We start from the raw sequence: 22475 nt of genomic DNA on the forward strand, positions 1-22475 counted from the left end.
GGTCAGGCTGAGGTTGGCTTGCTGCGGTCACGCCAAAGCGCAAAGATCGCTGTTGCGAGCTTGTTCGGCCGATCGGGCCTCGCATAGCTGACCACCGGCTTGCTGGGATGATTTCTCATCTGTTCCCCCAGTATCTCGTAGTCCAATTCGTGGCCGAACTTTTCGTGCGGTATTGATTCGGACTTGGCTCTCTCCGCAATATAAAGGATATCGACCCGCGCGATGTCTTTCGCGATTGCCGCGGCTTCCTGCAAGGTGCGGCAGCCGTACGATCGGTATTCCCAGGAAGGATCGCTGTAGTGAAGGATCTTGCGGGTGCTTTCATCAAGCTTGCCGCGTTCTGCTTCAGAGAGCCCGATGATGATCACGTGGGCGATTTTCGGAAGCATCTGCCCAGCCCCTTAAAATTGCGCCTGTAACACTTGGTCTACTGAGCGCGTGCGAGGGTTCGATGCTCCGAGCAAATCGCATCCAGGCGCGTTCGATGACGCCGCGGCGCTTGGCCCAACGGTTGTATTCGGTAAGTTGCGCCTGCTAGGATTGAGAGCAGTTGCGGGAGGCACAATGACGATGAAGCGCACCATTCTTCTGGCTGTCTGGCTCGCGGTAGTTGTTTCAACTACTGCTGCTCGGGCACAAAGCGGGGACGTTCTGAAACCGGGAGATGGTTTGCAGGTAGACGAACACATCGCCCGAGAGCTGCAAGAACATCGAGGTGTGGTGATCGTTGACGCGATCCTCATGATGCCCAGTATCAGTGGGGATCTCACGCGTTGTGTCTTTCCTGAAGTGACCCTCGGCCAAACTCTCAACAAGGACGCGCCGAGGAAAACAATCAGCGCCAGCGTGATCGGCGGAGGAAAGCTGGCGGGGTTTGGCGGGATTACCTCACTTCCTCCAGGCGAGTATCTATTGCTGAGCATAAGGTGCGACAATGTAAATGCCGGGTATGGTGGCCCTCATGCCAAATTCCAGGTTCGCGCTGGGGAGATCGTCGACATCGGCACGCTTCGGCTTGAACACCATGGTGGCGGGCTCTTTTCGAACGCCGGAAAGATGCATCGGTCTGTGGAGGACGTAAGTCCCGAGATCGTGGCTTTTCTGAAGGCTCGTGCGCCCCGAGCCATGACCCAGATGGTTAGACGTCCCATGACTATGTTGGGTCCGCCTGATTCCGTGACCCGAACCCGCGTTCGGCACTGTAGTATCTTCGGATGCTCTTGATGAGATTGCTATCCGTAGGTCGGGTTTCGGCCTTGGGTACGAGGTGTTCCAGCTCGCCTGATACAGCGACTCAGTTTGACGAGGTCAATTCGATTGGCTTGGAACCTGCAACCGCTCGACAACCCGTTCGGCACGAGGTCGTCACCCATGTCTTAGGTACGACCTGTTACCCATCTCTCCGGGCCGGACATTTGAGCGATGGTGCCGCAAGAGGGACTCGAACCCCCGACCCCGTCATTACGAATGACGTGCTCTACCAACTGAGCTATTGCGGCGAACCGGTCGGCAACGGCCTGATCACGCGGCCACCTGATATCGGGCATGACCCCGATTGGCAAGATTTGACGCGGCTATTTAACTGCACACCGGTTATCTAACCGCGAATTAGCTTCCCAAACGTGACAGAAATCCGCGCCACCCGCCCGCCTGGGCCTTGGGCGGGCCGATTTGTTCCGCAAATTCGTCCACGGGCCCGTCCTCGTCGACCCCAGGGTCGTCGGGGGCCCGGACGATCGGGATGACAGCCGGAATTGGCGCGGGCGCCGACTTTGTCAGGTCCTTGGGCAGGTCGGTCCGGGAACGGAACAGGGGGGCCGGTGCCGGGGGCGCCGATTCGGCGGCCGGGGGCGGAGCCGGCTCCGGCGCGGGGGCTTCGACCTGGTGGGCCTGGACTTGGGCCGGGGCGGGCTCGGCCTCGATCGCTGCCGGCGACGGGGCGTTATCCTGCACGGTGGGCGGCGGTGCCGCCGGCTCGACGGGCTTCACCTCGACCGGCTCAACCGGCTTGATTGCCTCCGGCGGCTTGGCTGCCTCCGGCAGTTTGGCCGCCTCCGGCTCGCCGGCCACTTCCTTGAGCGGTTCCTTGGGGGGGTCCTTGAGCGATTCCTTGGGCGGCTCGACCCGGCGCGGCGCCAGCATCGCCTCCTCGAATGGCGAGGGCTCGATCGCATGGCCCTTGTCGGACGGCAGCGCCGCGACCGGCGTCTGCCACTGGAAGGCATCGAGCCGGCCGGTGACCGGCGAGACCGGACGCCAGCGGTCGGAGACATAGCCGTCCGCGGTCCACACCGGATCGTGCAGCGCGCGCACCGCGCGCAGGGTCCAGGCCCGCGCCCGGCCGCTGTCGCCATGCTCGGTGCGCTCGATCTCGGCCATCAGCAGCGCGACGCGCTGCGTCGGCGCCGCCGTGAACGGTTCCAGCGCGGCACGCGCCTTGCCGAATTCGGCCGCATCGATCGCGGCACGCGCGATCGCCAGCGCGCCCTCGATGTTGCCGGGCGTTTTCGCCGCCAGCGTCTCGACCCGCACCAGGCGCTGGCGCGCGGCGTCGCCGAGCCTGACATGCGAATAGGCGTCGGCGAGGTCGGGATGCGGCTGCGCCAGCCACGCGGTCTCGACGATGCGCATCGCGCGGCGCACCTGATGCGCCTCGCTCTCGAACTTCGCCGCGAGCGCGGCGGCCGGGATCAGCGTCGGCGCCAGCTTCAGTGCCTCCATGACGCTCGAGCGCGACAGGTCGCGATCGACGGTCTCGAGCTCCATCGCGCGCGCCGTCAGCAGCACGCCGCGCTGCCGCCGGTAGGTCGCCTTGTCGATCAATCCGGCGCTCTGGTTGTTGTCGATGATCGACAGCGCGCCGGCCCAGTCGCCCTTGGCGCAGCAGAAGCCGAGCACCGCGTGCGAGGCCCATGACGACGACGGCGACGTCTTCAGCGCTTCTTCGGCGATCATCACGGCCGCAACGGGATCGTCGGCGCGCTGCGCCTCGATGAACAGGCCGCGCAGCCCGAGCAGCCGCGTGTCCGCGCGCTCGGCCATGGCGCGGAAGGCGCGCTGCGCGCCGTCGCGATCACCGTCGAGCTGCGCCGATTGCGCGTGCAGCAGCAGCGCCAGCGGATCGCCTGCGGCGTGGCGCCGCGCCACCTCGGCATGGGCGCGCGCCGCCGATGAATCGCCGTGCCCGATCGCGAGCAGGCCCTGCGTGATGGCGTGACGGCCGCGGGCGTGACGCCGCTCGCGCCGGCTGCGGCGGATGTGCGCGGGGATCTTCCACAGCCCGCGCAGGATCATGCCGGCGATCATCGCGACGATGATGACGATGCCGAGCAGGTAGATCGGCTGCCTGGAGGTCAGGCGCAGGCCGCCCCATGACAGCACGAGATCGCCGGGCTGATCGGCCATCCAGGCGGCACCCGCTGCAGCGAGCGCGATCAGCAGCAGGAACAGAATGATCCGGATCATCAAGAACCTATTGCAAGAATCTATTGATTGACCGTGGCGAGCGCCGCCATGGCGTTGTCGGCAAATTTCCGCGACGCGTCGAGCGCGGCGCGGCGTGCGTCCACCTTGGCGAGCCAGGCCTGCGCCGCGGTGCGATCAGCCGGCGGCAGCGACTTCAATTCACGCTCGGTCAATGCAAGGTCATTATGTACGGCGGCCGATGTCACCCGCGCGACGATGCTGCCGCGATCGGTCCCGGTGCCGTCGGTCCGCTCGATGCGGATCAGCGTGGAGGCGCCGGCCTTCAGGCGATCGACCAGCCCGGCGTTGGCCGCGGCAGCGTCAGGCGCCGGCGGCGCGAGTTGCGGCACGATCTCGATCAGCTCGCGGCACAGCGCGTTGGGACTCGGCACGCCCGTCGTCGCGAACGTCTCGAGCGGCTTCAGCGTCGCAGGATCGTCAGACAGCGCCTTCGCGGCTTCGAGCGCGCCGGCAAAGGGATCGCCGTGGCGAACCGCGACGTCGAGCAGCGATGCCGCGACCACGCGGCGCAGCGGCACATCGTCCGCCTTCGCCTCGGCCTTGGTGTCGGCGATCTTGCTGTCCTGCCTGGCGATCGCGGCGCCCTGCGCCTTCACCGCGCCCTCGACCTTGTCGATGCGCGCCGTGATGCCGGAGATATCGGCCGCAGCGGCACCATCGCGCGGCGCGGCTTTCGCGTCGCTGGCAGCGGCGACCAGCTTGTCGGATTGCGCCCGCGTCGCGGCGAGCTCGGTGCGCAGCGCGGCGATCGATTTGTCGAGCGCCTCCAGCCGCGCCGTTGCCGCCGGATCGGCCGGCCTACTGGCTTTCGATTCAAGCGCGGTCAGGCGCGTGCCGAGTTCGTCGACCGCTGCGGCATTGGGCTGCGGCGCGGAGGCCGGCTGCACCGCGGGCCAGCCGAGCAGCCAGCCGACGCCGATCACCAGCGCCGCGGCAACCGCGCCGGACACCGGCGCCACCACCCAGGGCGACACCGGCCGCGAAGGTTCGGGCCGCGACGGCTCGGCCTCGCCCGCCACGGAGGCGGTCTCGGGCCGTGGCTCCGTTTGAGGCGCGGCGTCGGATTGGGGCTCCGCCCCGGGCGCAGCCGCCTCCGCAGACGGCCCGGCGGCATCCTTGACGGCGTCGTTGGCAGGGTCCTTGGCAGCGTCCTTGACGGCCTCCTCGGTCCCCTCGGTCTTCGGCGGGTCGCTCGAGACCTCGGTCGCCTGAAGATCGATGGTCGGCGGCGCGCGCTTGGGCCGGGAATCCGGCGAAGGTCCTGGGTCGTCGGGCCGTTCTTCAGCCATCGCGAGGGTCCTCAAAACTACTGGCCGCATACTCTAGAGCATGATCCGGTCCGATTGAATCGGATCATGCTCTCATCCTTTTGTTTGGTCGCGTTTCCTTAACACGGACCGGAAACGCTCCGTCAGAACCGGCTCAAGTTCTTAGAGCACGATCCGAAAAACGGAGCATTGCCTAACATCATGGCCCGACGAAAGAAATATTCCGGTTACGGCCGGAGGGTGCGGCCGAGCGCCTCCAGCAGGGCGTTTTCGTCCGGCCGCGTCGCCACCACGACCTTGGTCGCACCGGCGTCATGGAGCACCGCGGCGACGGCCGCCGAGATGCAGCAATGCGGCAAGGCGAGCGCCGAAATCTCCAGGCCGTCGGCCCGTATTGCATCCAGGAACGCCTGCGCACTGCGGCGGGAATAATGCAGCACCGCCGTGATCCGGTTCGCCATGAAGGCGTCGCTGACCTCCCTCGGGAAGGCGGCGACCGGTGCCATCCGGTAAGTGCTGTGGGTGACGACGCTCAGTCCCTTTTCGCTGAGTTCGCCCGCGAGGTCGCGCGAGAGGTCGGCGCCGGCCAGATAGAGCAGCGTCGCCGATGCCTCCAGCTCGCCGGCCTTGATCCGCGCCAGCACGAGATCGCGCAGGCTCACCGCGTCACCCTTGGCCACGATCACCCTGGTAAAGCCCGCGGCGCGCGCGGAATCGGCGGTGTGCGCCCCGACCGCGAACAGCGGCAGCGGTAGCAGCCGGTTGCCGCCGGGATCGAGCGCGCGCAGCGCATTGGCGCTGGTCAGGATGACCGCGTCATAATCCGCATCGTCGTCATGGAACGGCAACGGCTCGAAGCGCAGCACCGGCGCCGCGAGGGCGTCAAAGCCGCGCTGGCGCAAGGTCGCGATCGTCGCCTCATTGTCCGGATGCGGTCGTGTGACCAGGATCGTCACGGGTTCAGGCCTCCAGCCATGAGAATTGGACCCTGCCGACCGATTGCACTTTAAGACCTCGCAATGCTACCCCGGAGGGGACATTTTGATGGACATGATCTTGCCGGAAACCGGTTCCGGCCTGTCCGGATCATGCTGGTAGCACAAGGACCGAAATTGGGACACGAACCGCCGATGCTGGTGCTGGGGATCGAGACCACCTGCGATGAAACCGCAGCCGCCGTGGTCGAGCGCCAGGCTGACGGGCAGGCGAAAATCCTCTCCAACGTCGTGCGCTCGCAGACCGACGAGCACGCCCGCTTCGGCGGCGTGGTGCCGGAGATCGCCGCGCGCGCCCATGTCGACCTGCTCGACGGGATCGTCGCCTCCGCGATGAAGGAGGCCGGCGTCGGCTACGGACAATTGTCGGCGGTCGCGGCCGCCGCGGGCCCCGGCCTGATCGGCGGCGTCATCGTCGGTCTCACCACCGCGAAGGCGATCGCGATGGTGCACGACACGCCGCTGATCGCGGTGAACCATCTCGAGGCGCACGCGCTGACGCCGCGGCTGACCTGCGCGCTGGCGTTTCCCTATTGCCTGTTCCTGGCCTCGGGTGGCCACACCCAGATCGTCGCCGTGGTCGGCGTCGGCGAATATGTCCGGCTCGGCACCACGGTCGACGACGCGATGGGCGAGGCGTTCGACAAGGTCGCGAAGATGCTGTCGCTGCCCTATCCCGGCGGACCGCAGGTCGAGCGCGCGGCCGCCGGCGGCGACCCGACGCGGTTTGCCTTTCCGCGCCCGATGCTCGGCCGTCCGGACGCGAACTTCTCGCTGTCGGGATTGAAGACGGCGGTGCGCAACGAAGCCAGCCGGCTGGAGCCATTGGAGCCGCAGGATATCAGCGATCTCTGCGCGAGCTTCCAGGCCGCGGTGCTGGAAGCGACCGCGGACCGGCTGAGCGTCGGCTTGCGGTTGTTCGAGGAACGGTTCGGCACGCCGCGCGCGCTGGTCGCCGCCGGCGGCGTCGCTGCCAACCATGCCATCCGCAGCGCGTTGCAGGAGGTCGCGGCGAAAGCGCAGACCACGCTGATCATTCCGCCGCCGGCGCTCTGCACCGACAATGGCGCGATGATCGCCTGGGCCGGCGCCGAGCGAATGGCACTCGGGCTGATTGACACGATGGAAGCACCGCCGCGCGCCCGCTGGCTGCTCGATGCCAACGCCAAGGCGCCGGCCGGCCACGCCAACAGCCGCGCCGGATATTGAACCGAGGGTTCCGATGCCCGCGCATATGTCAGTCAGCGTGATCGGGGCCGGCGCCTGGGGCACGGCATTGGCCGATGTCGCGGCGCGCGCCGGACGCACGGTGACGCTGTATGCGCGCAACGCCGAGCATGCCGCGCAGATCGAGGCGACGCGGGTCAATCCGCGGCTGGCCGGTGTCAGGCTTCACCCCGGCATCGCGGTGACGTCGGACATCGCCGCGGCGGCACGCGCCGACATCATCCTCGCGGTCACCCCGGCGCAGCATTTGCGCGCTGCGGTCGGACACCTTGCGCCGCACCTCAAACCCGATACGCCGGTGATCGCCTGCGCCAAGGGCATCGAGCACGGCACGCATAAGTTCATGACCGAGGTCATCGCGGAGGCCGCGCCTCGCGCCGTGCCCGCGATCCTGTCGGGACCGAGCTTTGCCGATGATGTCGCGCGCGGATTGCCGACTGCGGTGACACTGGCCACGAAGGATGAGGCGTTGGCGGGGGCGCTCGTGCAGGCGCTCGGCTCGGCGACCTTCCGCCCCTACCGCACCACCGACGTGCGCGGCGTCGAGATCGGCGGCGCGGCCAAGAACGTGCTGGCGATCGCCGCCGGCATCGTGGTCGGCAAGAATCTCGGCGCCTCCGCACTCGCCGCGCTGACCACGCGCGGCTTCAGCGAGCTCGCACGATTGGGCCGCGCCTGCGGCGCGCGCACCGAAACCCTCGCCGGCCTGTCGGGACTGGGCGATCTGCTGCTCAGCTGCTCGACCGCACAATCGCGCAATTTCGCGCTCGGCCTCGCGCTCGGTCGGGGTGAAGCGGCACCGGTCGGCAAGCTCGCCGAGGGCGCGTTCACCGCGCCCGTGCTGTGCGAGCTCGCCGCTGCGCGGAAGATCGACATGCCGGTGTCGAACGCGGTCGCTGCGATCCTGAGCGACCGGCTGACCGTCGACGCCGCGATCGAAGGCCTGCTGACGCGGCCATTCAAGGCCGAGTAACGCACGTCACGGCTGCGCGAGGCGGAGCTTTTCGATCCGCACGCGCCGTAATAGCGTGACCGCGAACCGTCGGATCCCGGCCCAACAACAAGCAACGGATCCCAAGGAGTCCGCATGCGCCAACCGCATCACGCTATCATTTCGCTGAGCCTTCTGCTTGCCATCGTCACCCATTCCGTCACGGCCCGCGCTCAAGCCGCGCCGTCCTATGACGAACTCGCCAAGAGCGAGGCCGCGGCCAATGCCGACAATGGCAAGCGGGTCGCCCCGCTCAAATCGATCGGCAATCCCACCACCGACGTCTCTCCGGAAATGCAGGCAATGATCGGCGCGCCCTATCCGCCGCATTTCAACGCCGACCCGAAGACCCCGGCCGAATGGAAGGAGCTGATCGATCGCCGCGCCAGGCAAGCCATCGCCGGCATTCCCGCCATGAAGGCGAAGCTCGGCGTCAAGGTCGAGGAAACCAAATTTGCCGGCGTGCACTGCTACATCGTCACGCCGAACAAGATCGCGCTCGAGAACCGGCGGCGCCTGCTGATCCACGTGCATGGCGGCGGATACGTGTTCGGGCCCGGCGAAGCCGCGCTGCCCGAAGCCATCATGATGGCCGGCTTCGGTGGCTTCAAGGTGATCTCGGTCGACTACCGGATGCCGCCGGACTTCCCCTATCCCGCCGCGCTGGATGATGCGATGGCGGTGTGGAAGGAAGTCCTGAAGTCGCATGAGCGCCACCGGCTGGCGATCTTCGGCACCTCGACCGGCGGCGCGATGACGCTTGCGATGGTGCTGCGCGCGAAGGATGAGAAGCTGCCGCTGCCGGCCGCCATCGCCCCGGGCACGCCATGGTCCGACATCGACAAGATCGGAGACAGCTACGCGAGCAATGAGTGGGTCGACAACGTGCTGGTGACCTGGGACGGCTGGCTCGGCCGCGCGGCCAGGCTCTATGCAAACGGCACCAGCCTGAAGAATCCCTACATCTCGCCGATCTACGGTGACTTCAAGGGTTTCCCGCCGACCATCCTGACGTCGGGCACGCGCGATTTGTTCCTCAGCAACACGGTCCGCACCCATCGCAAGTTGCGCCGCGCCGGCGTGATCGCCGATCTCAATGTCTATGAGGGGCAGTCGCACGCGCAGTACCAGATGAACATCGACGCGCCCGAGACCAGGGAGGCGTTCACCGACATCGCCAAATTCTTCGATCGATATCTGAAGCAGTGAATGCTTCTTTATTTGACGCGTTTTCTGCACGCGAACCGGTGCCCGCTTCGCTCGAAAACGCTTTGGGACCGGATGCCCGCGCTTGTCGCGGGCGTCCGGCTGCCTGTAGATTGCCGCGCAATCGGCGTTCAGGAACGGGGTAAAGTCGCGATGAATTACTGGCTGGTGAAATCCGAACCTTCGACCTGGTCGTGGGACCAGCAGGTCGCCAAGGGCGCCAAGGGCGAGGCCTGGACCGGCGTGCGCAACTTCACGGCGCGGCAGAACCTCGTCAACATGAAGAAGGGCGACAAGGCGTTCTTCTATCACTCCAACGAGGGCAAGGAGATCGTCGGCATCGCCGAGATCATCAAGGAAGCCTATCCCGATCCGACCGACAAGACCGGCAAGTTCGTCTGCGTCGACATCAAGGCCGACAAGCCGCTGAAGACGCCGGTGACGATGGCTGCGATCAAGGCCGACAAGAAGCTCGCCGACATGGCGCTGGTGAAATATTCGCGGCTCTCGGTGCAGCCGGTAACTGCGGAAGAGTGGAAGATGGTCTGCAAGATGGGCGGGCTGTAAGCTCCCTGCAAACTCCATCGTCGTCCCGGCGAAGGCCGGGACCCATTACCACAGGGCAGCGTTGTTGAAGCGCGCTGTGGCCACAGCTTGTCTCGACAATCAAAATTTGGGGTAATGGGTCCCGGCCTTCGCCGGGACGACAAATCGCTACGCCCCCGCCGCCAGCACCACCTGCGCCAGCAATTGCTCGCGCTTGCTCTGGGTGCGGTAGCCGCCCATCGTCGAGGCGAAGCGTTCGAGGATGCCGTCCTCGAAGGCGGTGACGATGGTGTCGTGGACATAGCTCTTGCGGCAGATCGCCGGCGTGTTGGAAAGCTGGTCGGCGGCGGCGCGGATCGCGTCCAGCACCTGGCGCTTGCGGCCGCGCTGGCTTGCGGCCGGCGTGATCCGCGACAGCGATTCCACGACGACGGCCGATGCCATCAGGGTGCGGAAATCCTTCAGCGAGATCTTGATGCCGGCGAGCTCGCGCAGGAATGCGTTCACCGCCGTGGTCGAGGCGGCCCGCACGACACCGGAGCGGTCGTAATACTGGAACATGCGCTTGCCGGGGACGCCGCGCAGGATGCCGATCGCGCGCACCAGCTTGGCCGCGTCGCATTCCTTGCGCACGGCCTTGCCGCCCTTGGCCTTGAAGGTCAGCACCAGGCTGTCGTCTTCCAGCGTGACGTTGGACTTCAGCAGCGTAGTGGCGCCGCGGGTGCCGTTGAGGCGGGCATAGGATTCGTTGCCGGGCCGGATCGCGGTGCGCGCGATCAGTTCGATCACCGCCGACAGCGCGAATTCGCGCGTCGGCTCGTCGCCGGACAGGAACGCCGAGACCTTGCGCCGGATCTTCGGCAGCGCGGCCACCAGCTTGCCCAGGCGATGCGCCTTGCGCTGCTCGCGGACCTTCTCCCAATCGGCGTGATAGCGATATTGCAGCCGGCCGGCGGCATCGAGGCCGACCGCCTGCAGATGCGTGTTCGGATCGGTGGAGTAGCGCACCCGGCGATAGGCCGGCGGCATCGCCATCGCGTGCAGCCGACGGATGGTCCGGGCGTCGCGGACGCGCGAGCCGTTGGCGCGAACGAACGAATAATTCTTGCCGCGCTTGATGCGGCGGATGGTCAGCTCATTCTGGTCGCCGAGCCGCAGGCCCAGGTCGCGGGCGAGATCTTCAACCGAGGTCTTGATGGCAGCGGCGGCCGCAGCGTCGAGCTTGACCTTGGACGTCGGCAGTTTTGCCTGCGGCCGCTTGGGCCATTGGCCCAGCGCCTTCGCCAGGGCGACAGCGGGATCGGCGGACATGGGCCGCACAGCCGCGATGTTCTGCTGATCCATCATACTACTCGTCAGACGCCTTGTTCCGCTGTTCTCCCGGTAATGCCGTTGCTTCGGGCTTCGTTCCGGTGGGGCCATCGGGCCTCGGATTGGCGATTTAGGGCGTCAAGGCTGACATTGCGAGTCGCGAATCGGTTATTGGCGGTTCCTAATTACCTTTCATGGGTGCCATTCGCCCGCTAACCTTGATTTTGGCCTGTCCGGGGCCGGTCAAAATGGCGCGAGTACCGCCCGGGGAACCGCCTCGGGACGGCCGATCCGGTGGGGCTGGGATGCCCGGATCAGGTCAGAGGCCATGTCCTTTCGAGCGCAGAACTGCGGGGGCGGCGAACCGCGCCACGACGGGCGTCTGCTCGATAAGCTTTCTGTCCGGCCGAGCCGTCAGGCAACGCAGGTCGATGGCGGAGCAAGGCGCGGCGCAGATCGTCGTGACGGCCGTCAGCAATTCATTCGAGCGCATCTGAAACCGTCCATCGGAATCGGCGTCAACCTATCGTCATCGCGCGACATTGCTGCCGTCGCAAGCGAGCGGCGCGGAGAACGATACCACTACGACCAAGAGACCAGTGACCCGGCGCAGGCGATGCAGCATGGTTTCTCTCGTCGATGCGTTGCGGTAAGCCGTCTCATCACAAGCGGAAGCCGGCGGACTATCCGGCGGCTTCGACGCGACGAAAGTGCAGTTTCTTTTTCCCTGCCTTTTTCCTTGCCGGGCCGGAATGCGGCAACGCATAATCGCGGCAATGATCAGGACGGCTTGCTGGCGCGTTGTTTGCGATCGGCAATGAGTGGAGGAAAATGATGTCCGAGAAGATCTATGACGTGTCGGCCGATTGGGCCAAGCGCGCCTATGTCAACGACGCCAAATATCGCGAGATGTACGCGCACTCGGTCAAGGATCCCAACGGCTTCTGGGCCGAGCACGGCAAGCGGATCGACTGGATCAAGCCCTTCACCAAGGTCGAGAACGTCTCCTTCGCGCCCGGCAACATCTCGATCAAATGGTTCGAAGATGGCGTACTGAACGTCGCCTGGAACTGCATCGACCGCCATCTGGAGAAGCGCGGCGACCAGACCGCGATCATCTGGGAGGGCGACGACCCCTCCGAATCCAAACATATCACCTACCGCCAGTTGCACGACGAAGTCTGCAAGATGGCCAACATCCTGCGCACGCGGAACGTCAAGAAGGGCGACCGCGTCACGATCTATCTGCCGATGATTCCGGAAGCCGCCTACGCCATGCTGGCCTGCGCGCGGATCGGCGCCATCCACTCGGTGGTGTTCGGCGGCTTCTCGCCGGACAGCCTCGCCCAGCGCATCAAGGACTGCGATTCCAAGGTGGTGATCACCGCCGATGAAGGCCTGCGCGGCGGCAAGAAGGTGCCGCTGAAGGCCAATGTCGATGCCGCCATCGCCAAGACCGGCGGCGTCGATTGGGTCGTGGTGGTGAAGCGCACCGGCGGTGCGATCGACATGAACCCGACCCGCGACCTCTGGTATCACGAGGCCGCCAAGGTGGTGACATCAGAATGCCCGGCCGAGCACATGCATGCCGAGGACCCGCTGTTCATCCTCTACACCTCGGGCTCGACCGGCACGCCGAAGGGCGTGCTGCACACCTCGGCCGGCTACCTCGTGTTCGCGTCGATGACGCATCAATACGTGTTCGACTATCACGACGGCGACATCTACTGGTGCACCGCCGACGTCGGCTGGGTCACCGGCCACAGCTACATCCTGTATGGGCCGCTCTGTAACGGCGCGACCACGCTGATGTTCGAGGGCGTGCCGAACTACCCGGACAATTCGCGTTTCTGGAACGTGGTCGACAAGCACAAGGTCAACATCTTCTACACCGCGCCGACCGCGATCCGCGCGCTGATGCAGGGCGGCGACGAGCCGGTGAAGAAGACCTCGCGCAAGTCGCTGCGCCTGCTCGGCTCGGTCGGCGAGCCGATCAATCCGGAAGCCTGGGAGTGGTACTACCGCGTGGTCGGCGACGATCGCTGCCCGATCGTCGACACCTGGTGGCAGACCGAGACCGGTGGCATCCTGATCACGCCGCTGCCCGGCGCGACCAAGCTGAAGCCGGGCTCGGCGACGCGGCCGTTCTTCGGCGTGGTGCCCGAGATCGTCGATGCCGACGGCAAGACGCTGGACGGCGAGACCTCGGGCAATCTCTGCCTGACCAAATCCTGGCCGGGCCAGATGCGCACGGTCTACGGCGATCACGCGCGGTTCGAGCAAACCTACTTCTCGACCTACAAAAACAAGTACTTCACCGGCGACGGCTGCCGGCGCGATGCCGACGGCTATTACTGGATCACCGGCCGCGTCGACGACGTCATCAACGTAAGCGGCCACCGCATGGGCACCGCCGAGGTCGAGAGCTCGCTGGTCGCCCATGAGGCGGTGTCGGAAGCCGCCGTGGTCGGCTACCCGCACGACATCAAGGGCCAGGGCATCTACGCCTATGTCACCTTGATGAAGGGCACCGAGCCGACCGAGGCGCTGCGCAAGGAGCTGGTCGCCTGGGTCCGCAAGGACATCGGCCCGATCGCCTCGCCGGACCTGATCCAGTTCGCGCCCGGCCTGCCGAAGACGCGCTCCGGCAAGATCATGCGCCGCATCCTGCGCAAGATCGCCGAGGACGAGCCGTCGAGCCTCGGCGACACCTCGACCTTGGCCGATCCCGCCGTGGTCGACGACCTCGTCGAGAACCGGCAGAACAAGAAGGCCTGACCCGCTAACCGCAACACCAAGAAATCAGGAAGGGCCGCGCGCGATCATCGCCGCGGCCCTTCGCTTGGTCTCTTCACGCGATTGTCAGCGGCAAGGCGCGACTGCGGCGGGGTTTGCGGCCGGATGTTGTTTTCAAGTCATTTACTTTAATCTCAACATTTCCTTCTCTTGCGCCATCAGAACGTGTCTCGCGGCCGGCGTGAAACCACTCGGTTAAGACACACCGTTAGCATTGCATGCGCGAGACCTGCGGGCCCGGTTTTTCTGGGGCTCTACATCTTCGTTTTTGGCTCCCCGTCGCGGGAGCTGTTGGGAAGTGGAGAGGTTGATGTCGATGAAGATTTCGGTGGCGTTGGCTGCCACCCTTGGCGCTGTTGTCTTGATGTCGCAGACGGCCGAAGCTCGGCCGGAAATGGTGGGACTCCGCGCCGACAATTATTCGCCGGGCACCATCGTGGTGAAGACCAACGAACGGCGGCTCTATCTCATTCTCGATTCCGGTCATGCCATGCGCTACCCGGTCGGTGTCGGCAGGGCCGGCAAGCAGTGGGCCGGCACCACCCAGATCGACGGCAAGTATCGCAACCCGGCCTGGTCGCCGCCCGCCGAGATCAGGCGCGACAAGCCGAGTATCGCGAACGTGATCCCGGGCGGCTCGCCGTCAAACCCGATGGGCGTGGCTGCAATGACGCTCGCCGGCGGCGAATATGCGATCCACGGCACCAATACGCCGGGCTCGGTCGGCGGCTTCGTCTCCTACGGTTGCATCCGCATGCTGAACTCCGACATCACCGATCTCTATTCGCGCGTCGAGGTCGGCACGACTGTCGTCGTCACCCGCTGATCGCAGCTTCGCTCCGGAAGCAGCTTCACCCAGGAAAAAGCCGCGCGTCTGCGCGGCTTTTTGTTCAGCGCGCAAAGTAACCGCACCAGCCGAAGCGGTGGCCGCCATCGTAGGCGCGCGCATGGCCGGCCGCGAGCAGCGCCGCCGAGACGTTGTCGGTCCTCCTTGTCGCGACGTCGGCAACGACGCGTCCCTGATATTTGTCGGGACCGACATTGTAGATCGCGACATCGCCCTGGCCGAGCAGATCGCGCAGTGCCACGGTTGCTGCTTGCGCCATTTGCAGTTCGCGCGCACAGGACGCCTTCAGCTCCGGCGCATCGACGCCGCGCAGCCGCACGCGGGTGTAAAGATCGGGGCCCGGCGCGAGATGCACCCGCGCCTCGAACGTGTCGCCGTCGATCGTCCTGATCACATCGACAGCATGGCGCGCGTCGGGCGTGCCGGCCCGCCGCCAGATCACCTCGGTGTCGCGCGACCTGCCGAGCGGCCAGGACGGCGGCAGATGCACCCACTGCCGGATCGGCAACGTGCTGCCGACAGCGATGCCGAGAGCGAACACCCACGGCAGCGCCGCCGAGACGCGGCGGCCCCAAATCGACCTACGTGGAGGCGTCCGGCGAAACGGCGGACGCCCCGTCCCACGATAAGGATTTATTCTCTCGTATGGGACATATTCCCAGACTGGCTCGAGTCGCTCCGTCAGGCAAGACTCTCCGCGGGGCGCTCAGAAGTCCGAGGCGATGCCCTTGGTCTCCCAGTCGCCGTAGCGCGTCGGTTCCGGTCCTTTCGGGCCCTGGTATTCCTTCGGCCGCGCGGCCGCGTCCTGCGCGGCCAGCTCCTCGGCCGCCTTGCGCCGCGCCGCGGCCTCGGCGAGCGCGCGCTGCGCGGCCGGCGTCAGCGGCTTGCGCGCCGCGGTTTCCGGCGGCGATGGCGATTTCTCGGACATGTTCTCAGGCATGGCAAAACTTTCTGTCCGCGAATTTCGTATCTCTGTCCTGGCTCAGTGACGGCATCACGATCGCGAAATCCCGCAAGGCGATTCTTACATTTGGCATATTCGCATGCCAGAGATGTTTTCGAGTTGATGGGCATGAGCCGAATGTAACTCAGCACCTTCGAGATATCTCCGCTCCATGCCTCCTTCAAGATTTGCAGTTCCTGCCGAAGTCCCTGGTCTCGCGGCGCGCCGTATTGCGGCCGACATCCTCGACGGCGTGCTGCACAAGCACCGCACGCTCGACGATCAACTCGACGGCGCCGGCGCACATCCCGGCCTGAAATCGCTGGCCGATCGCGACCGCGCGCTGATGCGCCGGCTGGTCTCGACCATCCTGCGCAAGCTCGGCACGCTCGGGCATCTGCTGTCGCGGCTGCTCGACCGCGGCGTCCCGACCGATGCGCCGCGCGCGCAGAGCGCGCTCCTGATCGGTGCCGCGCAGATCCTCTGGATGGATGTGCCCGACCACGCCGCGGTCGATCTCTCGGTGCGGCTCGTGCAGTCCGACCGGCGCGCTGCCAAATATGCCGGGCTCGTCAACGCCGTGCTGCGCCGCTGCGCGCGCGAGGGCCAGGGGCTGATCGACGAGATCAGCACGCAGACGCTCGACCTGCCGCAATGGATGCTGGCGCGCTGGAACGCGCATTACGGCGAGGCCACCGCACGCGAGATGGCGCTGGCGCTCGGCCACGAGCCGTCGCTCGATCTCACGGTGAAGTCGGACGCGCCGCAATGGGCGAGCCGCCTGCACGGCGAGATATTGCCGACTGGAACCGTGCGCACGCTGCTGCAGGGTTCCGTCACGATGCTGCCGGGCTTCGCCGAAGGCCAATGGTGGGTACAGGACGCCGCGGCGGCACTTCCGGTGCGCCTGTTCGGCGACATCAAGGACAAGACGGTCGCGGATCTCTGCGCGGCGCCCGGCGGCAAGACTGCGCAACTCGCGCTGGCCGGCGCTCACGTCACCGCGGTCGACCGCTCGCCGGCGCGGGTTGCGCGGCTGCGCGACAACCTCACGCGGCTGGCCTTGCAAGCCGAGAGCGTCGTCGCCGACGCCGCCGAATGGCCCGCGGAGCCCGCAAGCTTCGACGGTATCCTGGTCGATGCGCCCTGCACCTCGACGGGAACCATCCGCCGCCATCCCGACGTCGCCTGGCTGCGCCAGGAAGGCGACATCGCCGCATTGTCGGCGCTGCAGAAGCGGCTGTTGCAGAAGGCCGCCCATCTGCTGAAGCCGGGCGGCACGCTGGTCTACTGCACCTGCTCGCTGGAGCCGGAGGAAGGCGAGCACGCGATTGCCGCGCTGCTGGCCGGCGAATCAGGCCTGCGCCGTGCGCCGGTCGAGACGAGCGAGGTCGCCGGCCTCGACGACATCATTACCGCCGACGGCGACCTGCGCACCCTGCCGAGCCATTTGCCCAACGCCGACCCGCGGCTGGGCGGGCTGGACGGGTTTTACGCGGCCCGGCTGGTTAAATCCTGATTTTAAACTTCAGTCTTCTAAGCTCGAAGTGATTCGTGCGGTATCAAGAGGGTGTCTTGTTTATCAAGATGGTGCCTTGGCCGCGTTTCCGGATTAAATAAGGATTCGTTGAAAATTCCCTCCCCACAAGGTTAGGCGTGTCGGTCGCTCAAAGCAGACGCATCTCGACGCTGATTGCTGGCCGCTTTGCCCGCAGCATCGTCGCGCGCGCCAGCGGCAGCACGGTTGCGCTGTCGCGGCTCTGGCCCGGCCGCACCGACCGGCTGATCATCGCCCCGCACGACCTCCGGACCGCCGACGCCACCCGCGCCGCCGAGATCTATGCTGGCCGATTTGTCTTCGCCGGCAAGATCGTCACCTGCCACGGCCGCTCGATCTTCGATCTCGAGCCGCCGTCGGAGGATTGGGAAGCCGCCCTGCTCGGCTTCGGCTGGCTGCGCCATCTGCGCGCCGCCGACACCGCGCTGACCCGCGCCAACGCCCGCTCGCTGGTCGACGATTGGATTTCGAATCAGGTACGCAAGCGGCCGCTGCAGCGGCGCGCCGATGTGCGCGCGCGGCGCGTGATCTCGCTGTTGTCGCAGGCCCCATTGGTACTCGGCGACACCGACGGAAAATTCTACCGCAAATATCTGCGCGGACTGGCACGCGAGATCCGCTATCTGCGCCACGCTACGCTCGACAATGACGGCGTGCCGCGCCTGCAGGTGCTGATCGCGCTGTGCTACGCCTCGCTCTGCCTCGCCAACCAGGCGCGCAACATCAAATCGGCGACGCGCAAGCTGTCGGACGAATTGCAGCGCCAGATCCTGCCCGATGGCGGCCACATCTCGCGCAATCCGGGCGCGCTGGTCGAGCTGCTCAGCGATCTCCTGCCATTGCGCCAGACCTTCGCCGCACGGAATATCGCGCCGCCGCCGGCACTGCTCAACGCGATCGATCGCATGATGCCGATGCTGCGCTTCTTCCGTCACGGCGACGGCAGCTTCGCGCTGTTCAACGGCATGTCGACCGCGCCGTCCGATCTCGTCGCGACGCTGCTCGCCTATGACGACACCCGCGGCGTGCCGATGGCGAGCATGCCGCATACCGGCTTCCAGCGCCTCGATGCCGGCAACACGACGCTGATCATCGACACCGGTCCGCCGCCGCCAGCGAGCGTCAGCCAGGATGCGCATGCCGGCTGCCTGTCGTTCGAGCTGTCCTCCGGCGTGAGCCGCATCGTCGTCAATTGCGGCATGCCGAACACCGGGCGCGACAATTGGCGGCCGTTCGCGCGCTCCACCGCGGCGCATTCGACGCTGACCTATCGCGACACCTCGTCGTGCCAGTTCGTCGAGCTGTCGGCCATGAAGCGGCTGCTGCGCGGCGCGCCGGTCACCAGCGGCCCGAGCAATGTCGAGAGCTACCGCGAGGCCGTTCCCGACGGCGACGTGCTGACCGCCTCGCATGACGGCTATCTCTCGCGCTTCGGCGTGATCCACCGCCGCGTGCTGATGGTCTCGCAGGACGGTACCCGGCTGGAGGGCGAGGACTCGCTGTCGCCGGCGCCGGGCGGCCGCATCAAGGGCAGCGAGGCCGATTTCGCGCTGCGCTTCCATTTGCACCCCTCGGTGAAGGCGAGCCGGCTGTCGGATGCCCGCGGCGTGATGCTGGTGCTGCCCAATCGCGACGTCTGGACCTTCGAGGCGATGGACGACAAGGTCGATCTCGAGGACAGCGTGTTCCTGGCCGGCAATGACGGCCCGCGCCGCACCTCCCAGATCGTGATCCGGCAGGACGCAAGGCAGGCTGCCACCATCCGCTGGAGTTTCGTGCGCTCCTCGACCTCGGCCACCGCCACCAACGCCCGCCGCAACGCCCGCCGCGAGCCGGAACTGCCGCTGTAGGGGCGGCTGGAGGCGCTGTCTGCGGCGCGCGGCCTCTCCACCCCGTCGTCCTGGCGAAAGCCAGGACCCATAACCACCGAATTTGATTGTGTGCGGGATCGTGGCCCCAGCGTCGCGCAACAAGTAGCGGCCGGGGTAATGGGTCCTGGCTTTCGCCAGGACGACGCTGAACGTTGGTGACCCGTACATTCACATTCCCTCAGGGTGACGGAGATGGATTCATCGCCATTTTCCCCGGAATCCGGCGCACGTACCCGTTTCGTACCGCACAAAACCATGCTACCCGGCTGCCTTAACAGCCAGGGATTTCCTAGATGACCGAACAGCTTCGCCGCGTGACCCGCGCTCTGTTGTCCGTTTCCGACAAGACCGGACTGATCGACTTTGCCAAGGCGCTTGCCGACCATGGCGTCGAGCTGGTCTCGACCGGCGGCACCGCCAAGGCGATCGCGGCGGCCGGGCTGAAGGTCAAGGACGTCTCCGAGCTCACCGGTTTTCCGGAGATGATGGACGGCCGGGTCAAGACGCTGCATCCGAAGGTGCATGGCGGCCTGCTCGCGATCCGCGACAACAAGGAACATGCCGCGGCGATGGCCTCGCACGGCATCGCGCCGATCGACCTTCTGGTGGTCAACCTCTATCCGTTCGAGGCCACCGTCGACAAAGGCGCCGGCTTCGAGGAGTGCATCGAGAATATCGACATCGGCGGCCCCGCGATGATCCGCGCCGCGGCCAAGAACCATGACGACGTCGCCGTGGTGGTCGAGGCGAACGACTATCAGGCGGTGCTCGACGAGCTCGCCGCGCACAAGGGCGCGACCTCGCTCGGCCTGCGCCGCCGGCTCGCCGCCAAGGCCTATGCGCGCACCGCGGCCTATGACGCCGCGATCTCGAACTGGTTTGCCGTGCAGCTCGACACCAAGGCGCCGGACTTCCGCGCCTTCGGCGGCAGGCTGATCCAGTCGCTGCGCTATGGCGAGAACCCGCACCAGACCGCGGCGTTCTACGCCACGCCGGAGAAGCGGCCGGGCGTTGCGACCGCGCGCCAGCTGCAGGGCAAGGAACTGTCCTACAACAACATCAACGACACCGACGCGGCCTATGAATGCGTCGGCGAGTTCGATCCGCAGCGCACCGCGGCCTGCGTCATCGTCAAGCACGCCAACCCCTGCGGCGTCGCCGAGGGTCCCGATCTCGCCACCGCCTACGCCCGCGCGCTGGCCTGCGATTCCACCTCCGCCTATGGCGGCATCATCGCGGTCAACCGCACGCTCGACGCGGATGCGGCGCGCGCCATCATCGGCATCTTCACCGAGGTGATCATCGCGCCCGATGCCACTGAGGAAGCGATCTCGATCATCGCCGGCCGGCGCAATCTGCGCCTCTTGCTCGCCGGCGCCCTGCCGAATGCGCGCGCGACAGGCCTCACCGCCAAGACGGTCGCCGGCGGCCTGCTGGTGCAGAGCCGCGACAATGCCGTGGTCGAAGACATGAACCTGAAGGTCGCGACCAAGCGCGCGCCGACCGATGCCGAGCTGCGCGATCTCAAATTCGCCTTCCGCGTCGCCAAGCACGTCAAGTCGAACACCATCATCTACGCCAAGGATCTCGCCACGGTCGGCATCGGCGCCGGCCAGATGAGCCGGGTCGATTCCGCGCGCATCGCCGCGCGCAAGGCGCTGGATGCCGCGGCCGAGCTCAAGCTCGCCGAGCCGCTGACCAAGGGCTCGGTGGTGGCCTCGGACGCGTTCTTCCCGTTCGCCGATGGCATGCTCGCCTGCATCGAGGCCGGCGCCACCGCCGTGATCCAGCCCGGCGGCTCGATGCGCGACGACGAGGTGATCAAGGCCGCCGACGAGCACGGCATCGCCATGGTGTTCACCGGCGTGCGCCATTTCCGGCACTAGCCTATCCAGATGTCGTCCCGGCGAAGGCCGGGACGACGGCTGCATTTTACTCCCGCACCTTCGCCAGCAGCGCCAGCCCCACCACGAAAAACGCCACCAACACGGCCATGCCGGCCTTCTGGCTCGCGGTCGCTGCGGTGATCGCCCCGATCATGAGCGGGCCGATGAACGACGTCACCTTCCCGGTCAGCGCGAACAAGCCGAAATACTGCGCGATGCGATCCTTCGGCGCGAGGCGGATCAGCAGCGAGCGCGAGGCCGCCTGCAACGGTGCGCCGGTGGCGCCGATCAGGCAGCCCAGCACGATATAGGCGCGCTCGGCAGCGCCTGCGAACAGCGGACCGCCGGGCGCCGGCGGCGCGACCGGGATGAACAGGATGGAATCCTTGTTCACGGTGAGGATCACGACGATCGCAAACAGCAGGATGAACAAGCTGCCGGTGATCACGCGCTTCGGCCCGAACGCATCGTCGAGCTTGCCGCCGATCCAGCCGCCGAACGTGCCGGCCACTGCGAGGATAATGCCGAAAGTGCCGATCCGGATCGTATCCCAGCCGAACGTGCCGGCCGCATAGATGCCGCCGAACGCGAACAGCGATACCAGCCCGTCGGTGTAGATCATGTTCGCCAGCAGGAACCGCGCCAGCGATGTCTGCTTCGGCAGGCTCAGTAGTGATTCCCGGAGCTCGCGCAGGCCTTCGCCGAGCGCCTCGCGCATCGGCCGCTTCGTCGGATAGTCCGGCGTGAACAGGAACATCGGCGTCACGAAGATGATGAACCACAGCCCGGTCAGCGGCCCGGTGATGCGGTCGCCCGCGTGCGTGACCGGATCGAGGCCGAACAGCGGCGTGAAGCCGAACAGCGTCTTGCCGGTCTCGGCATTGGCGGCAAGGAAACCGAGCACCAGCACGAGGCTCAGGATGCCACCGACATAGCCGGTGGCCCAGCCGGTGCCTGAGAGACGCCCGATCCGGTCCGGCGGCACCAGGGTCGGCATCATCGCATTGTTGAACACGGTCGCGAACTCGACGCCGACGCTGGCGATCGCATAGGCAAGCAACAGCATGGGAATGATGTCGGGATTGCCGGGCTTGCCGATCCACATCGCGCTCGCACCGATCACGAGCAGCGCGCCGAAGCCCGCGATCCACGGCTTGCGCCGGCCGCTGGCGTCGGCGATTGCACCTAACACCGGCGACAGCAGCGCGATCGCAAGTCCCGCGGCTGCGGTGGCAAAACCCCACAGCGCCTGGCCGCTTGCGGCATCTGATGCGACGAAGCTCGCGAAATAGGGCGCGAACACGAAGGTCGTGATCAGCGTGAAATAGGGCTGCGCGGCCCAGTCGAAGAAGATCCAGCTGACGACGGCTGCGCGGCCAGGATAGACTTTGGTGTAGGCCTTTGCTTCACCGGCGCCCGTCTGCATTGTTGCCGTCATCACGAAAGATATTCCCCAACTCGAACCACAGGCAGGCTTTTGCCGCTTCAATCCGCTCCCATATAGCATGAGCCGGATTTGCTGATACGGCGATGAACGGGGCAGG

At 66.3% G+C, this 22475-nt stretch carries 19 protein-coding genes and 1 tRNA gene; 11 read left to right on the forward strand and 9 right to left on the reverse strand.

Annotation, left to right across the window (positions count from 1 at the left end; translation table 11 throughout):
- Nucleotides 1-2: 2 nt before the first annotated feature.
- Nucleotides 3-389, reverse strand: a complete 387-nt coding sequence (locus ACVILL_RS12415) for a hypothetical protein (RefSeq protein ID WP_456729302.1) — start codon at nt 387-389, stop codon at nt 3-5.
- 175 nt (nt 390-564) lie between these two features.
- Between ACVILL_RS12415 and ACVILL_RS12420 the strand changes: the two genes are divergently transcribed.
- A complete protein-coding gene (locus tag ACVILL_RS12420; RefSeq protein WP_456729303.1) occupies nt 565-1224 on the forward strand; it encodes a hypothetical protein in 660 nt (219 codons plus the stop codon).
- 199 nt (nt 1225-1423) lie between these two features.
- Here ACVILL_RS12420 and ACVILL_RS12425 read toward each other — a convergent pair.
- The 4 genes from ACVILL_RS12425 to ACVILL_RS12440 all read right to left on the reverse strand — a co-directional run bounded on the left by ACVILL_RS12425 (nt 1424) and on the right by ACVILL_RS12440 (nt 5710).
- A tRNA-Thr gene (locus ACVILL_RS12425) sits at nt 1424-1499 on the reverse strand.
- A 109-nt stretch (nt 1500-1608) separates the two neighbouring features.
- A complete protein-coding gene (locus ACVILL_RS12430) occupies nt 1609-3465 on the reverse strand; it encodes a heme biosynthesis HemY N-terminal domain-containing protein (protein ID WP_456729304.1) in 1857 nt (618 codons plus the stop codon).
- Nucleotides 3466-3485: 20 nt separating this feature from the next.
- Nucleotides 3486-4775 carry a hypothetical protein gene (locus tag ACVILL_RS12435; protein WP_456729305.1) on the reverse strand — a complete coding sequence of 430 codons (1290 nt, stop codon included), beginning with the start codon at nt 4773-4775 and terminating at the stop codon, nt 3486-3488.
- 206 nt (nt 4776-4981) lie between these two features.
- Complete coding sequence (locus ACVILL_RS12440) at nt 4982-5710, reverse strand: uroporphyrinogen-III synthase (protein ID WP_456729306.1); 729 nt, start codon at nt 5708-5710, stop codon at nt 4982-4984.
- Between the two features lie 174 nt (nt 5711-5884).
- Between ACVILL_RS12440 and tsaD the strand changes: the two genes are divergently transcribed.
- From tsaD to ACVILL_RS12460, 4 genes are all read left to right on the forward strand, one after another.
- Nucleotides 5885-6958 carry a tRNA (adenosine(37)-N6)-threonylcarbamoyltransferase complex transferase subunit TsaD gene (gene tsaD, locus ACVILL_RS12445; protein ID WP_456734252.1) on the forward strand — a complete coding sequence of 358 codons (1074 nt, stop codon included), beginning with the start codon at nt 5885-5887 and terminating at the stop codon, nt 6956-6958.
- 13 nt (nt 6959-6971) lie between these two features.
- Nucleotides 6972-7949: an NAD(P)H-dependent glycerol-3-phosphate dehydrogenase gene (locus ACVILL_RS12450; RefSeq protein ID WP_456729307.1), complete on the forward strand. Its 978-nt coding sequence runs from the start codon at nt 6972-6974 to the stop codon at nt 7947-7949.
- Between the two features lie 114 nt (nt 7950-8063).
- Entirely contained in the window at nt 8064-9176 is a 1113-nt protein-coding gene (locus ACVILL_RS12455; RefSeq protein WP_456729308.1) for an alpha/beta hydrolase, read from the forward strand.
- A gap of 150 nt (nt 9177-9326) precedes the next feature.
- Nucleotides 9327-9740 (forward strand): EVE domain-containing protein, encoded by a 414-nt coding sequence (locus ACVILL_RS12460; protein ID WP_050426246.1) that lies wholly within the window; start codon nt 9327-9329, stop codon nt 9738-9740.
- Between the two features lie 147 nt (nt 9741-9887).
- Here the strand turns inward: ACVILL_RS12460 and ACVILL_RS12465 are convergent, their stop codons facing one another.
- Nucleotides 9888-11066 (reverse strand): DNA topoisomerase IB, encoded by a 1179-nt coding sequence (locus ACVILL_RS12465; protein WP_456729309.1) that lies wholly within the window; start codon nt 11064-11066, stop codon nt 9888-9890.
- 292 nt (nt 11067-11358) lie between these two features.
- Here ACVILL_RS12465 and ACVILL_RS12470 point away from each other — a divergent pair, with 292 nt between their 5' ends.
- The 3 genes from ACVILL_RS12470 to ACVILL_RS12480 all read left to right on the forward strand — a co-directional run bounded on the left by ACVILL_RS12470 (nt 11359) and on the right by ACVILL_RS12480 (nt 14652).
- Nucleotides 11359-11865 (forward strand): hypothetical protein, encoded by a 507-nt coding sequence (locus ACVILL_RS12470; protein WP_456729310.1) that lies wholly within the window; start codon nt 11359-11361, stop codon nt 11863-11865.
- Nucleotides 11865-13808, forward strand: coding sequence for an acetate--CoA ligase (acs, locus tag ACVILL_RS12475; RefSeq protein ID WP_456729311.1), 1944 nt, complete (start codon nt 11865-11867; stop codon nt 13806-13808). Before ACVILL_RS12470 ends, acs begins: the two co-directional genes overlap by 1 nt.
- Nucleotides 13809-14136: 328 nt before the next feature.
- Entirely contained in the window at nt 14137-14652 is a 516-nt protein-coding gene (locus ACVILL_RS12480) for a L,D-transpeptidase (protein ID WP_456729312.1), read from the forward strand.
- Nucleotides 14653-14716: 64 nt separating this feature from the next.
- Here the strand turns inward: ACVILL_RS12480 and ACVILL_RS12485 are convergent, their stop codons facing one another.
- Nucleotides 14717-15214: a thermonuclease family protein gene (locus ACVILL_RS12485; protein ID WP_456729313.1), complete on the reverse strand. Its 498-nt coding sequence runs from the start codon at nt 15212-15214 to the stop codon at nt 14717-14719.
- Nucleotides 15215-15379: 165 nt separating this feature from the next.
- Nucleotides 15380-15601 (reverse strand): DUF1674 domain-containing protein, encoded by a 222-nt coding sequence (locus ACVILL_RS12490; RefSeq protein ID WP_456734253.1) that lies wholly within the window; start codon nt 15599-15601, stop codon nt 15380-15382.
- Nucleotides 15602-15788: 187 nt separating this feature from the next.
- Here ACVILL_RS12490 and ACVILL_RS12495 point away from each other — a divergent pair, with 187 nt between their 5' ends.
- The 3 genes from ACVILL_RS12495 to purH all read left to right on the forward strand — a co-directional run bounded on the left by ACVILL_RS12495 (nt 15789) and on the right by purH (nt 20931).
- Nucleotides 15789-17135 carry an RsmB/NOP family class I SAM-dependent RNA methyltransferase gene (locus tag ACVILL_RS12495; RefSeq protein ID WP_456729314.1) on the forward strand — a complete coding sequence of 449 codons (1347 nt, stop codon included), beginning with the start codon at nt 15789-15791 and terminating at the stop codon, nt 17133-17135.
- Nucleotides 17136-17272: 137 nt separating this feature from the next.
- The gene (locus ACVILL_RS12500) at nt 17273-19024 is read left to right on the forward strand and encodes a heparinase II/III family protein (RefSeq protein WP_456729315.1); all 1752 of its coding nucleotides are present in this window, start codon (nt 17273-17275) and stop codon (nt 19022-19024) included.
- A gap of 314 nt (nt 19025-19338) precedes the next feature.
- The gene (gene purH, locus ACVILL_RS12505; RefSeq protein ID WP_456729316.1) at nt 19339-20931 is read left to right on the forward strand and encodes a bifunctional phosphoribosylaminoimidazolecarboxamide formyltransferase/IMP cyclohydrolase; all 1593 of its coding nucleotides are present in this window, start codon (nt 19339-19341) and stop codon (nt 20929-20931) included.
- A 46-nt stretch (nt 20932-20977) separates the two neighbouring features.
- Here purH and ACVILL_RS12510 read toward each other — a convergent pair whose 3' ends face one another.
- Nucleotides 20978-22357: an MFS transporter gene (locus tag ACVILL_RS12510; RefSeq protein ID WP_456734254.1), complete on the reverse strand. Its 1380-nt coding sequence runs from the start codon at nt 22355-22357 to the stop codon at nt 20978-20980.
- Nucleotides 22358-22475: the final 118 nt, after the last annotated feature.

The organism is Bradyrhizobium sp. USDA 3364, assembly GCF_054056355.1.